Raw genomic sequence first — 14,714 nt, 5'->3', positions numbered from 1 at the left:
TTTATAGAGAATTCACATATTCTACGAGTTCATCTATTTCCTTATCAGATACTTTTTTATCAATACCATGCTTATGAACCGTAAAAACATCTTTCATCGTAGCAGCCCTTCCGTCAAATAAGTAAGGAGCCGTACGCCATACTTCCCGAAGAGTCGGTGTATCCCATCCATTTTCAAATTCAACATCTTCTCCAATACGATGCATTTTCATATCGGTATAATAGGGTCCCGAATGACATTCGTCACACTTTAGTTTTTCATATACCTTACGACCGCGCTGTGCTTTCTCCGAAAGTTCTCCATTCACCAGATATGGGCTGGGAACAGGTTTAAGATCCATCAAATATTCATCTACACAATCTGCAAAATCTTTCGGAAGATCAGTAAACTGAATCAATTTATACCCGGCACGCACAGCTACATTAGCAGAAGCACGGATACCCGAAATCATATTAGGAGGTGTGACATGCGAGAATAGTAAGCTTTTGCAGTTTTTCGGATTACCGATACCATCATTCATCAAATCCCAATTCATGCCATCTGTACGGGCATCTCCCGGATGACATCCGTTGCACGACTGCCAGTTCTGAAAACAGTGCTCTGCATCATTAAAGTACTTCTCACCACGTTGTATACGACTCTCTACCCGATTCTGTACCAAAGGCACAGCATCTATCTGATGCGTATTCAAATCAACAATATTCAATGTATCCGAAAAATAAGTAGGGACAATCGCCTTTCCATCTTTTAGTATCAAACTGCGCGGACCGTTCCCTGCCAATGCTATCCGATCCCGAAGACCATACAAAAAACGAAGATCATACGTCAATGCATCTTTTTGCGGATAAGCATTAAACTTCTGAATAAAACCGGGATAATCAATCACACTAATATCATGTGTACCGGAGTGGCTGATAACGATCTTATTATCCGCACATTTCACATCCCATATACCAGCTGCACCACGTTCGGGTTCATCCAGCAATACGGCACCCTCAAATCTCAGACTTTCCAGATTAACAATACTGATAGCACTGGTATTCATCCAACCTTGTTGTAACTGTGAAGTAGGCACCTGAAAGCGTCCCAGATTATGCGTTATCAATAAATAACGACTATCGGGAGAAAGCGTCATACCACGTAGAGCATTACTCCCGTTAGCCAACTGGATATCGCGTACCTTATGAAAACTGTTCAAATCAATGACCGAAACACATGCTGCCACCGTATCTATATCGGCACGTTGTTGAGGAAGATAATTGGTAACGAACAAATACTTTCCATTCGGATCAAGTATAGATGATTTAGGCTCACGAAGTACTTTTACTTCACGCATCACTTTATTACTCCCTAAATCGATTTCAGAAACGGTTGTTGAGAACTGATTACAAACATATAATTTATTTGTTTTCTCATCTGCCAAAGGAAAACAAGCCCCCGAACCGGTTGGTATATATTCCTTTGAATCTCCCGTTACAGAAAGAACATACACTCCATTCTTATCTCCAGTAACTGTAGCATAGATTTTATCCCCAGCTACAGTTACCCCACTGGGTACGGCATCCAAATCCCACTTTTGCAAACTCTCCTTCCAGTCAGACGAATAAAGGACTAATTGTTTCGTCCCTTTTTGCGATGTAATGACACCTGCTTTATACGGAGTTAACCCTGTTATAAACAAAGGATCTCCTTCTGATTGAACCGGCTGACGGAAAGTAAACCCCAACAAAACAGCAGAAGCCAATAGTGCAGAAAAAGACTTTATTCCAATATGTGTATGCTTTCTCATGGTCGATTATTTTTTATTCACCCACAAAGTTAGCCGTTAACAGCCATCACCATTATCACTATAATCTCATAGACTTATAATAGCGTATCAACTATCATAGAAAATATTTATATAACAGGATATGAGACGGGGCTAACAACTATATTTTCAGGATGAGAAAGAATACTACGCGATACTTATTTCTTAAAAAGCAATAACTATAATATGATAAAACACGGATAAATATATTCATCTTGATCTGTTTTCTATATTCACCTATCCAACCCTCCGATTTACCAGCCAAAACTCAGTCCATTTGAAATTTTATCTCATTTTACTATCAATAGCGTCCCAAAAACGATTTAGAGACAAATCAAGCAACATTTGAAACAATACATAAAAACATCTTTTCACAATTCCATACCTTTGCAGAACCAAGTGTTAACGCACACATCGATAACATTTGTGAAATTATACTTTTTATTAATTAATCTAATTAAAGAAGATGAAAAACAATTTTCCTTTTCTAACCAAAAGGTGTAGCGCAATGCTACTATTGTTGGGCATGTTAGGTTCCTTTCCAAATTATGGAGTAACCGCTTTTGCCACCTCTCCATCCGTTCCGGGCGTCACACAATCCCGAAACATTACATTGAAAGGTACCATTATTGACGAAACCGGAGAAACTGTTCCCGGAGCTGCTATCCAGGTAGTAGGTACACCAAGAGGAGTAACTACAGATATGGATGGTACATTCTCAATTGATGTACCCAAAGGAGCCAAACTCGAAATTACGTATTTGGGTATGGAACCTCAGACAATCACAGTAGGTGATAAGAATAACCTTAGAATCATACTAAAACAGAAAGTAGACGAGCTGGATGAAGTTACAGTTGTTGCTTTTGCCAAGCAGAAGAAAGAAAGTGTGCTTGCCTCCGTATCAACTATCAAACCAGCAGAGTTGAAAGCACCTACAAGTAACCTTACCACAGCACTTGCCGGACGTGTAGCAGGTCTTATCTCCTACCAGCGTAGTGGTGAACCGGGTGCAGACAATGCAGACTTCTTTGTACGTGGTGTAACAACCTTCGGATATGCAAAGTCTCCACTTATCCTGGTAGATGATGTGGAAATGGAGTCAGAAGACTTAGCACGTCTGCAAGTAGATGACATTGCCAGTTTCTCTATCATGAAAGACGCTACGGCCACTGCTCTCTATGGTGCACGTGGTGCCAATGGTGTAATTCTGGTAACTACAAAGCAAGGTTCTGAAGGTCCAAGTAAGATTTCAGCCCGTTTTGAAACTTCTATTTCTGCTCCGACAAAAGAGGTGAAATGGACGGATCCTATCACTTATATGAATATGTATAACGAGGCTATCACTACACGTGACCCGTCTTCTCCTGCGCGTTATAGCCAACAGAAGATAGACAATACAATTGCCGGCTTGAACCCCAATGTGTTCCCTGCGGTTGACTGGTATGATATGTTGCTGAAGAACCACACAACCAACTTACGTGGTAATCTGAATCTAAGCGGTGGTGGTAAAGTAGCCAGATACTATGTAGCCGGATCACTGTCACACGATGCCGGTATCTTTAAAAATGCCAAAGCAAACGGATTCGACAATAACATCAGTCTATTCAAATATTTGCTTCGTAGTAACGTAGATATCAATGTTAGTAAATCAACATTGGTAAAAGTACGCTTGCAAGCTACAATGGACGATTATACCGGTCCGGTACATTCAGGAAGTGACCTGTACAAAATGATTTCTCAATCAAGTCCGGTAGAATATCCGGCTTATTACCAACCGGATAAAGCCAACGAAACAACTCCATACATTCTCTATGGTGGTAGTGAAAATACTTTTATCAATCCCTATGCTGAATTGATGAAAGGTTACCAGGACAGACAGAATTCTACAATTTTTGCTCAAATGGAATTGGAGCAGGATTTAGGTTTCATATTGAAAGGACTGAAACTGAGAGGTATGTTTAATACCAACCGAAAAACCAACTACAGTATTGACCGTACATATAAGCCTTACTACTTCACTGCAGGAGGTTACAACCCGGCTCAGAATACTTACTTCCTGACCTGTCTTAATCCCTCTGCCGGTACAGACTATCTGTCTGTTGGAAATGAAAACAAAGAAGTTATCAACTCCACTTATTTCCAGGGAACACTGACTTATAACCACACCTTCAATAAGAAGCATGCTATTAGTGGTTTGTTGGTATATTATTTGCGTGATGAAAAGAACTCTAAGAAAACCAGTACCATACAGTTATCCCTTCCTTACCGTAATATGGGTCTCTCAGGACGTGTAACTTATGCTTTTGACGACCGTTACTTCTTCGAAGGTAACTTCGGTTACAATGGTTCTGAGCGTTTTTCTGAGAAAGAACGCTACGGATTCTTCCCTTCAGCCGGTTTAGGATACATTATCAGTAATGAGCCGTTCTATCCGGAATCATTGAAGAAAGTAGTAAGCAAACTGAAACTGAAAGCAACCTTCGGTTTAGTAGGAAATGACCAGATCGGTGCGAAAGAAGACCGTTTCTATTATCGCTCGGAAGTTAATCTGAACAACGGTAGCTATGGATATACATGGGGAAATGACTATACCGGTCTACATTCTGTAAACGGTGTTAGTATCAATCGTTATGCCAACGATGATATCACCTGGGAAACTTCACGTAAAACCAATTTAGGTGTGGAAATCGGCCTTTTCAATGACCTCGAATTGCAGGTGGATGTTTATCGCGACTACCGTTATAATATCTTGATGTCTCGTGCTTCTCTCCCAGGTTCTATGGGATTACAGGCTAGTATTAAATCCAATTTGGGTGAAGCAATTAGCCAAGGTATTGATATCTCTTTAGACTATAATCATGCGTTCAAAAATGGTTCTTATATGCAGGCACGTGCCAACCTGACTTGGGCAGGAGGTAAATACAAAGTATACGAAGAACCTGATTACAGCAAAACACCGTGGTTATCACGTATCGATCAAAAACTGAAACAAACATGGGGATATGTAGCCGAACGTCTTTTCATCGATGATAATGAGGTTTACAACAGCCCGACTCAATTCGGAGAATGCCGTGGTGGTGACATCAAATACGTAGATATCAATGGTGACGGACAAATTACCGCTCTTGATAAAGTACCTTTGGGATATCCTGACGAAAGCCCGGAAATTGTTTATGGTTTTGGTTTGACATATGGTTGGAAAGGTCTTGATATTTCTTGTTTCTTCCAAGGTTCTGCCCGTGAATCATTCTGGATGGACTATAATGTAATGCATCCATTTACCGGATCAGGTAGTGGAACTCAAGTAATGCAAGCTATTGCCGACAGTTACTGGAGCGAACGTAATCAAGATGTATACGCTTTCTGGCCTCGTTTGTCTTCTACTGTATCTTCAAATAACTCTCAGACCAGTACCTGGTTTATGCGTGACGGTTCATTCCTTCGCTTGAAATCAGTGGAAATTGGATATACACTCCCGAAAAAGATATTAAAGAAGCTCCATATGAACACCATCCGTATTTACTATAGCGGAACTAATTTATTGTGCTTCAGTAAATTTGACACATGGGATCCTGAAATGACAAGTATGGATAAAGGATTTAAATATCCACTCCAACGCGTAAATAATATTGGTGTTAACTTCTCATTCTAATCATACAATAAACAGATCAAAATGAAAAAGAAATATTTATCTATATTGGCCCTCTCAATGGCGCTGACTACAAGTTGCAATTTTCTTGATGTCATGCCCGACAAATTGGGAACCATTGAATATGCATTCCGTGATCAGGTGAGTGCAGAAAAATATTTGGCCACATGTTACTCATACATACCAAGCCAGTTTGCTACAAATGACGTCTATATGTATGGTAACGAAATAACCGCTTATAATAATGTTCAGACTAATGGTATGAAACTATTATTAAACGGAAATAGTGTCACTTCTGTCAGTATGGGATCATGGAACAATTTCTATCAGGCTATACGCCATTGTAACATTTTCCTTGAAAATGTAGATCAGGTACGCGATCTTGAAGAATACGATAAAGTTCGTTGGGTACTCGAAGTGAAATTCCTGAAAGCATATTACCACTGGATGCTGGTACAGAAGTATGGTCCTATCGTTGTAGTACGTGACAATCTTCCTATCACCAGTCAACCGGAAGAAGTACGTCTGCCGAGAGAACCGCTGGATGACTGTATCGAATATATTATCAGTCTACTTGACGAATGTATCGGAAGCGATCTTGACGAAGAAGAAGACTCGGGAATTCATTTGCCGGATAAGATAGAAATGGCAATGACTGAATATGGCCGTATCACCCGCCCTATCGCTGCCGCATTAAAAGCAAAAATCCTGGTACATATGGCCAGTCCTTTCTTTAATGGTAACAACAATAACTATGCCGGATTCAAAGATAAAGACGGTAAAGCATTGTGGCCTACTACTTACGACCCTGCAAAATGGACTCGTGCAGCCCAAGCATGTAAAGAAGCAATCAAATATTGTGATAAGGGAAATCACGAACTTTACCATTACACGAACCTGGGTACGTTGAAAATTTCAGAAGATACACGCAAAATCTTAACTTTCAGCCAGCTTATCACAGATCATGCCAACAATCAGGGAGAATACATCTGGTCAAACAGAATCAACCTGAGTACGAAAGATTATCAGTTCAACATGATGCCTGCACTCAATGCTTATTGCCGTACGGCACGTTTGAATTCACACTGGAATCCAACATTAGAATTTGTTGAGAATTTCTATTCATCCAACGGTGTACCTATCGAAGAAGATAAGACATGGAATGAAAACGGATGGTACAAATCACGTTATGAAGTAACACGTGGTGACGCTGTACAGGAGAAATACATTGAAAAGAACTACCCGACAGCCCGCCTGAATACTTACCGTGAGCCACGTTTCTATGGTGACGTTGCTTTCGACGGTTCAGTATGGTTCGGAGCCGGTAGAACAGATGAATCTAAATCCCAAACAGTCAAGGTGCTTGCCGGTGACCCGACAAACTATCCTGCCGGACGTAATGGTAACCAATACTATTCAACAACCGGATACTTCATACGTAAGTTGACACCTTATACTACTTATGTTACGGAAGATACAAAGACAGAGTTTAAGGGAACAAACTATGCTTTCCCTATTATCCGTCTGGCAGACCTTTATCTGCTCTATGCAGAAGCATTGAATGAGTCATTAAGCGCTCCTAATGAAGAGGTATACAAATACATCAACCTGGTACGTGAACGCGCCTTCCTTCCACCCGTTGAAGAAGCATGGGCAAATCATTCTATCAACCCGGATAAATATCTGACCAAAGATGGTATGCGTGATATCATTCAACAAGAACGTATCCTCGAACTTGCATTTGAAGGTCATTACTTCTATGATCTGCGCCGCTGGGCTAACGGTACAAAGAAAAGTAAATTCGACATTTTCGAACAATTCAATAAAAAGATTCGTGGCTGGAATGTAGAAGGAGAAACTGTAGAAGATTTCAATAAAATAAAAATTTACTATTCACCGAAGTTCACTCAGAGAGATATGTTATGGCCTATTGCTGAAAGTGAAATGATGATTAACACTAATTTGGTGCAAAATCCGGGCTGGTAATTAACCTATATCTTTTACAATATTAAAACAAAACGTAATCATGAAAAAAATATTCTTATTACTGCTCGCCGCAGGAGCTCTGTTTTCCTGCCAGGAAGAATTCATCGGACAATATCCGGTGGATAACATTCCACCCAAACCAATAACCAATGTGGAACAGGTGGAACAAGTATCGGGAGGTGCCATATTGAGTTATGTACTGCCGGATGATCGCGATTTACTATATGTACAAGCCGAATACACACTGGATACTGGCGAAAAAATGATAGTAAAATCGTCTATGTACGGAACCCAAATCAAAATAGACGGTTTCGCCAAAGCCGAACCACGTAAGGTGACATTGTATGCTGTAGACCGTAGCCATAATTTCTCCACTCCGGTAGAATTTACCGTCAACCCGGCACAATCCGCTATTTATGACGTAGAAAACTCAATGGAGTTGATACCAACTTTCGGTGGAATGCAAGTTAGCTGGGAAAACCCGACAGGAGGAAATATCGTGATAATGGTATCGGAAGATATCATGGAAGGTTCGGATGTGCAGCAAAGTGTGGGCAATTTTTACTCAAGTTCCAAAGACGGTTCAGCATATATACGCGGATATGAAGCTGTGTCCCATACTTTCTACGTACAAGTTAGAGACCGCTGGGGAAACAAAACAGATGTTAAATCGGTGACTCTGGTACCTCTTTACGAAGAATTTATCAAACCGAAAGATGAAACACAACAGTATTTCAAAAAATGGAATGATGACCCGGATATACCTTACAGACAGTATAGTAGCAAGTATCCTATCGAAAAATTATGGGATGGTAAAACAATGCACGGTACCAGCAGCGGTAATTTCTTCCATACACCTGCCGGATACCCATTCCCGGTATGTTTCACATTCGATATGGGACGTACTTTCCGTCTGAGCCGTTTCAAACTCTATCAGCGCGGTACTGCCGACTGGGTTTACAATCACGGTAATCCAAGAATATTCAAAGTATACGGTTCACCTGATGATAAAGCACGCGTAAATCCGATCAACGAAGGCGAACATCCATGGACACTGCTGGGCGAATATGAATCAATTAAACCATCAGGATTGCCGGTAGGTAAAAAGAGTTGTACGGATGAAGATATCGAAAAAGGTGCCGGAGGTGAAGATTATGACTTTACTTATGGTTCTGCCTACGAAGTACGTTATCTCATGTTCCAGATTGACAAAACCTGGGGAGGTACTGAGATGATACATATTTCCGAGTTGGAATTCTGGGGACAAGACCCGAATAAAGAATCTACCCCGGAACCGGAACCTGAACCGGAACCTGAAACTCCTGCCGAGTAAATAAGGAAAGAAAAAAGTAACTATTAAACGATTAAAAGAATGAAAAAGATAAATTATATACTGATCGCTGCTGTATCCGCTTTATGCGCTTGCTCAGATATGAACTCTTTGCATGATAAATACTTGGCGGATGGTGAAACGATCTATCTGGCCCGCTTCGATTCTGTGAAGATCTATCCCGGAAAAGAAAGAGTAAAAGTGCTCTATTGGCTTTCAGATCCAAAGGTAGCAACAACTACGGCTATGTGGAATATGGACAGGGAAAGCGGTGAATACGAAGTACATAAAACAACTCCGAACAATCCGGGTAGTTTCATTATCACAGGTTTGGATGAAGGAAGTTACAGTTTCAACTTCTATAACAATAATGCAGAACATGATCTCCGCTCTATCAAATATAGTGTAACAGCTATTAGCTACGGAGATTCTTATCAGAACGCAATTATTAATACCAGCCCTACTGATTTCACTTATCATCAAATGCCTGATAAGTATAGTTTCAAAATAAAGACGAGGTATGAAAATGCTGTAGCTTATGAAGTATGCTATACTAAAATAGACGGTACAAAGGTGACAGATTTAAGATATAACATTGCAGACTTATGTGATGAAAACGACAACATGATTTATCCGATCATGCTCGAAGGAGGAGATGATACAATGGAAATCCAACTTCGTACGGTATATCATCCGGAATCCAACTGTATTGATGAGTTTATAACCAGTTATGAGACGTATACTCTATCAGATCCGAATTTAGTTTTAGAATAGAATAAGTCAATCACACTATTTATTTGGTGAATAATGTAGAGAAGAGGGTACCCGTGATGGGTATCCTCTTTGTATTATATCACTATTTATATCATTCTATATCAAACAATTATCAACATCGATACTTTATATTACAAGAGTACGTATTTAAGTCTGTGTTAAATACGTACTCTTATACCCTAAAAGTACGTACTTTAATACCCCAAAAGTATATACTTTTGTATCCACAAAAATAGATATTGAAATAGTCCGTTAAAGATGTTAACGGGAAAAACAGGTATTTATCCGTTACATAAAGAATAATAAGGTTTCACATGGCTCCGGTATTATGATTTCTTCATCCACACAAACCATTTTAGCAATTTATACTTGAAGTACCTCTTTGACACAATGGATTTTGCAGTAGCCAATCTGGCAACACTTTCTTTTCCGTATTTATCTTTCTCCTTTTTTACAAGTTTCAGTGCTGCACACAGCAAACAACGACTACATTTCAGGTTTGAAAGAGAAAGCTTTCTCCAGTCTTTTTCAGATTCTATTTCCCAAAAGTAATCCTTCAAAAAATCATATATATTTTCAGATTCTTCCATATCCGTTTTCATCAGGCAAGGACAAGGAGAATCAGTATCAGACTCTTGCTGCCTACCAGATAAACAAAATCTGTACCTCAATATGCTCATACTCTTTATATTATTGTACAACTAAAATTGGGTACAAAAACGTACCCAATTCCAATATATAAGTTTTTCGAAGGTACAACAAACAACCCAGACCACATCTATATACTGAAAAGGTGCGTATATCGTTGATTTACAACATACAGCTCCCCATTCAGCTTAAATGTGTCTTTTGAAAGTTTCGCTGTTTTCCGAAAAACACTTAAACTGATTACTCTAAAAGCGATACTTCGGGAGTATAACCGCAAAAGTAACGAAAAGAAAATGCACTGCAACAAAAAGAAGTATTTATATGTCGCTTATGAATATATTTTATCCTATTGTAATACAATTTTAGTATATCCGACTGAAGTTTGTAATCATTTAAAAACCACAAATACACTTAAAAAAGAAAATGACAGACAAAAAAAGAGGACAAATGGCATTACACGATAAATCATTATATATCAACCAATTACATCTGTTATTTTTTTCCTCGTAGAGAATCATCCCGTTCCTCTAGGAGGAACACTCTGTTTGTCGTAGAGAAACGGAGCGATTCTCTACGACAAATAAACAAAAGAACTATAAGATATTACAAAGAGTTACTGTACGGAAAAGAAAAGCCCTATGCTGCGTAATGAAAAATCAACATTATCTATTCCTGCAAATCTCCGGATAATTGATTACCAGAGTTATCCGTAACATTTACAAACCAACGAACAACCTTTTGAGGTAATTCAACTTTCCACTCTTTACCCGAAGGAACAGCTTCTACAAAATGCCACTCACACTTCTCCTGCTCTACATTTGTATCTGTAGTATAATAGAGAACTACTTTTTGGACAGGTGATGATGAAACAGCCTTTACAGAAAGTATATTATCCTGTAACCGCAATGACTTTATTTTCGGTAATGCAGGGCCATTACACAGATAATGATCTATAAAAGTACCGATTTCCTGGTTATTCCAACCATGACCATGACCATGCCTTAATTTATACTTTATCAATACCTGCCCCTTGGAAACCAATACAGCACTCTGCGTCATACTCGGCAGATAGAAATGTACATCATTCGTACCATTCAAAAAGAGAACTGGACATTTGGCACGCGACAGATAGACAGAAGGATCATATTGCTTTATCCACGTTTCACGTTCCAATAGAGAAAGCTTATCTAACTGCTGTTTCATCCGTCCGCTTTCAGCAAGAAAGCCACATCCGTAAACAGGAACAGCCGCACGAAAACGATGATCTAATGAGGTAGCAACACTGGTCAGAACTCCTCCCCAACTGATACCGGTAAGTGCCGTACGCTTCTTGTCTACTTCAGGAAAGCTAAGCAACAAAGAATGAGATAGTATTACATCTCCTACAGCCTGATACATCCACTGTTCTTTCAATGGTAATGTCACATCAAAATAAGGGGTATCTTTACCGTTTTCTTCAAAACCGTTCTCAATATGTTCCTTATTCGCTCCATTACCGCGGGTGTCAATAGCTATGGCAGCATATCCACGACGTGCCCATAGTAACACCCATTCGCGAAAGGCTCTTCCACCCCCACCATGCACCAATACAACACCGGGGAGCTGTTTGTCTATAGAACGATCGCCTTTCAACATACCGGGTGTAGCATAAAAAGCAAAAACCTGTTTCGTATGCCCCTTATACGACAACCCTTCAAACTGAATGGACCGGATGGAATCTTCGGCAACTACCCGATAAGCAGGAGTCTTCAGAATCTCATCACCTTCCCACGGAGTGCCCTTTACATCAATATTTTGCGCAGATACACTGATTGCCAGCAAGCACATGCCTGCCAGCAATCTTATTGTCTTTATTATACTTCCCATACACAACTCACTTAACATCGGCCACCACTTGCAGACTGACCTTCTTCGTTGGAAGTCCCTCTGACTCTACCGTCAGAACAGCCTCACCCGTTTTACCGGATACAGAACGAAGAATGACCAGGCAAAGCCCATTGTATGCCTCACGTTCATGAGACTGGAAGGGAACAAAACTGGTAGCATCACCATTATCGGTAGCTACAATCTCAACCGGACCACTAACCGAGAACTTTAACAGGTTCTTTGTACGGGGAACGATCAACCCTTCTTTATCTACAACATCAATACGCACAAAAGACAGGTCCGTACCAGTATTTCGAAGAGTCTTCTTCTCCGGATTGACAGATAACGCAGCAGGCTGGCCTGTTGTCTTTACCTGTTGTTCCGCCCACTGTTTCCCCTCTTTATAAGCTATCGCCTTCAGTTCTCCCGATTCATACCGAACGTCATCCCAGGTGAGACGATCATAAGAATGCTCTTTCTTCCGTCTGCCTTGCGACTTCCCGTTCAAGGAAAGTTCCACTTCGTCACCCGAAGTATAAATATGAACCGGTGTAACCTCTCCTACCCGCTCCGGCCAGTTCCAATGCGGAAGAATGTGAACCAACGGAAGTTCTTTACGCCAATAACTCTGATAATTATAGTAACGGTCTTTAGGGAATCCGCATAAATCCACAATTCCAAAATAAGAGCTACGGGATGGAGTTTTTATTTTGCCTAACTCTTCCAACTCTTTTTTAGCCGCCTCCAACTCTACAGGATCAGAGAAATTCAGCAGATTGGTCAAGTCTTTGTTATAAGGCGTAGGTTCTCCTAAATAATCGAATCCCGTCCACACAAATTCTCCACTCATAAACGGATATGCCTCATTCATTTTGAACTGTTCTTCCGGCGTGCATCCCCATCCGATAGTTGTCATATCATAAGAAGAGAGTTGAAAACCGGAACGGCTGTCGTTCACATTCTTCGTCACCGGGAAGAAATATTCTCCACGGGAACTGGTAGCCGAAGAGGTCTCGCTGGCGTGATAGCGGCGTGTAGGATTCTGCTCTTTAAACAAAGGATATGTCTTATGATAATAATTCAGCCCGAATATATCCACCTGATTGACAATATCACGATAAATCGCATCCCGTTTGTTGCATCCCAAAGAAGTAGGACGCGTAGGATCTTCATCATGACTGTAAGCAGTAAGATTACGGGCAATCTCTATACCCAGATCTGTTACCTGATCGTGCACCTCATTACCGATACTCCACATGATCACTGACGGATGATTCCGGTAATGACGAACCAACGAACGCATATCTGCTTCATTCCAATCATCAAACAGGATATTATAATCATTTTTCCGTTTCCCTTTATGCCAACTATCCACAAACTCCAATTGCATCATCAAGCCCATACGGTCACAAAGAGCTACCAATTCAGGTGCAGGTGGATTATGTGAAGTACGAATTGCATTGGCTCCCATCTCTTTCATTATGCGCAACTGGCGCTCGGCTGCCACTTCATTGAAGGCTGCCCCCAATGCTCCGAGATCATGGTGCATGCAAACTCCTTTGATAGGTACTTTACGGCCATTCAGCATAAATCCCTGATCGTGAGTAAATTCAATCTCACGTATGCCGAAAGGAGTTTGATAACGTTCTACCTCACGACCGTCTACTTCAATGCGGGTCACTGCCACATAACAGGCGGGAGATTCAATTTCCCACAATTTAGGATTAGGCACAACAAAACCCGACTGTAACTCGGTGGTAGCTTGTTGCTCTATTTTCACTTTCATCGCAGGGCAGGAAGCCACCTTAGTGCCTTTAGGATTTCCTGTCTCGTCCTGTTCATATATATCAGTCTTCACGCTTGCCTGCACACTCTTCCCCGTATTATTTTCCAGTTGGAGGGTCATATCCATCACGACTTTATCAGTAGAGATCTCTTTATTACGGATAAATGTACCCCATTGTGCTACATGTACAGGAGACGTTTTCACCAACCATACATTCCGGTAGATTCCCGATCCCGGATACCAGCGGGAAGCATCATCCGGATTATCCAAACGGATAGCCAGCATATTTTTCTTTCCGGCTTTCACATAAGGAGTCAGATCAAGACGGTAAGAAGCATAACCATACGGCCATCCGCCGACGAATTGCCCATTACACCAGACAGAAGAGAAAGACATCGCCCCATCTATATCCAGATAAATTTGTTTTCCGGTATCTTTGGGACTCAACTCAAAGGATTTACGATACCAGCGTATTCCCCAATAAGGCAATTTACCGGTAGCTCCTACATAATCTATATTGAAAGGTCCTTCAATAGCCCAGTCATGCGGAAGGTTCAACTGCCTCCAGCTACTATCGTCAAAATCCGGTTTCACGTAAGCCACCTCGCCTCCCGGGTTTCCTGCCGGACGAATATGTTTCTGCCCCGATTTGATAAAATCATTGGCACAAGGCAGTAAATAGGGTTTCAAACGTGAATAGTGCAAGGTACTATCAGTTCCGTCCGGATCATTCTCCTGATATCGCCAGTCTCTATTCAAGTTTATACGCTCTTGCGAAGCAACTTCATTGCTCCACGAGAGAAAATATATACTCAACAGAATAAATATGAATGCCTTTCTCATCTTTAATGATATAAATAGTTTTATA

The 14,714-nt window shown here is 40.7% G+C and carries 8 protein-coding genes; 4 read left to right on the top strand and 4 right to left on the bottom strand.

The features are described from left to right. Nucleotide 1: 1 nt before the first annotated feature. The gene (locus K8P02_RS06750) at nucleotides 2-1,789 is read right to left on the bottom strand and encodes a YncE family protein (RefSeq protein WP_025867298.1); all 1,788 of its coding nucleotides are present in this window, start codon (nucleotides 1,787-1,789) and stop codon (nucleotides 2-4) included. Between the two features lie 484 nt (nucleotides 1,790-2,273). Here K8P02_RS06750 and K8P02_RS06745 point away from each other — a divergent pair, with 484 nt between their 5' ends. From K8P02_RS06745 to K8P02_RS06730, 4 genes are read left to right on the top strand one after another with little or no spacing between them, the layout of a single operon-like run. After that, a complete protein-coding gene (locus K8P02_RS06745; protein ID WP_025867297.1) occupies nucleotides 2,274-5,459 on the top strand; it encodes a SusC/RagA family TonB-linked outer membrane protein in 3,186 nt (1,061 codons plus the stop codon). A 21-nt stretch (nucleotides 5,460-5,480) separates the two neighbouring features. Continuing rightward, on the top strand, nucleotides 5,481-7,442 hold the full coding sequence (locus tag K8P02_RS06740; RefSeq protein WP_002560079.1) for a RagB/SusD family nutrient uptake outer membrane protein: 1,962 nt from the start codon (nucleotides 5,481-5,483) through the stop codon (nucleotides 7,440-7,442). Nucleotides 7,443-7,482: 40 nt separating this feature from the next. After that, entirely contained in the window at nucleotides 7,483-8,775 is a 1,293-nt protein-coding gene (locus K8P02_RS06735; RefSeq protein ID WP_025867296.1) for a DUF5000 domain-containing lipoprotein, read from the top strand. A 39-nt stretch (nucleotides 8,776-8,814) separates the two neighbouring features. Further along, complete coding sequence (locus K8P02_RS06730) at nucleotides 8,815-9,546, top strand: DUF4998 domain-containing protein (protein ID WP_007485797.1); 732 nt, start codon at nucleotides 8,815-8,817, stop codon at nucleotides 9,544-9,546. A gap of 326 nt (nucleotides 9,547-9,872) precedes the next feature. Here the strand turns inward: K8P02_RS06730 and K8P02_RS06725 are convergent, their stop codons facing one another. The 3 genes from K8P02_RS06725 to galB all read right to left on the bottom strand — a co-directional run bounded on the left by K8P02_RS06725 (nucleotide 9,873) and on the right by galB (nucleotide 14,689). Beyond that, complete coding sequence (locus K8P02_RS06725; RefSeq protein ID WP_223382155.1) at nucleotides 9,873-10,136, bottom strand: hypothetical protein; 264 nt, start codon at nucleotides 10,134-10,136, stop codon at nucleotides 9,873-9,875. A 724-nt stretch (nucleotides 10,137-10,860) separates the two neighbouring features. Next, the gene (locus tag K8P02_RS06720; protein WP_025867295.1) at nucleotides 10,861-12,060 is read right to left on the bottom strand and encodes an alpha/beta hydrolase family protein; all 1,200 of its coding nucleotides are present in this window, start codon (nucleotides 12,058-12,060) and stop codon (nucleotides 10,861-10,863) included. Between the two features lie 7 nt (nucleotides 12,061-12,067). Further along, nucleotides 12,068-14,689, bottom strand: coding sequence for a beta-galactosidase GalB (galB, locus tag K8P02_RS06715; protein ID WP_025867294.1), 2,622 nt, complete (start codon nucleotides 14,687-14,689; stop codon nucleotides 12,068-12,070). Nucleotides 14,690-14,714: the final 25 nt, after the last annotated feature.

Origin of the sequence: Bacteroides nordii, assembly GCF_019930665.1 — a bacterium.
In the GTDB taxonomy this organism is placed as follows: Bacteria; Bacteroidota; Bacteroidia; order Bacteroidales; family Bacteroidaceae; genus Bacteroides; species Bacteroides nordii.
This window is presented reverse-complemented; position numbering and strand designations above follow the sequence as displayed.

What these genes read in the sequence shown, in the direction of transcription:
- K8P02_RS06750 (WP_025867298.1), bottom strand. Translation starts at nt 1,789, where the DNA reads ATGAGAAAGCATACACATATTGGAATAAAGTCTTTTTCTGCACTATTG.
- K8P02_RS06745 (WP_025867297.1), top strand. Translation starts at nt 2,274, where the DNA reads ATGAAAAACAATTTTCCTTTTCTAACCAAAAGGTGTAGCGCAATGCTA.
- K8P02_RS06740 (WP_002560079.1), top strand. Translation starts at nt 5,481, where the DNA reads ATGAAAAAGAAATATTTATCTATATTGGCCCTCTCAATGGCGCTGACT.
- K8P02_RS06735 (WP_025867296.1), top strand. Translation starts at nt 7,483, where the DNA reads ATGAAAAAAATATTCTTATTACTGCTCGCCGCAGGAGCTCTGTTTTCC.
- K8P02_RS06730 (WP_007485797.1), top strand. Translation starts at nt 8,815, where the DNA reads ATGAAAAAGATAAATTATATACTGATCGCTGCTGTATCCGCTTTATGC.
- K8P02_RS06725 (WP_223382155.1), bottom strand. Translation starts at nt 10,136, where the DNA reads ATGGAAGAATCTGAAAATATATATGATTTTTTGAAGGATTACTTTTGG.
- K8P02_RS06720 (WP_025867295.1), bottom strand. Translation starts at nt 12,060, where the DNA reads ATGGGAAGTATAATAAAGACAATAAGATTGCTGGCAGGCATGTGCTTG.
- galB (WP_025867294.1), bottom strand. Translation starts at nt 14,689, where the DNA reads ATGAGAAAGGCATTCATATTTATTCTGTTGAGTATATATTTTCTCTCG.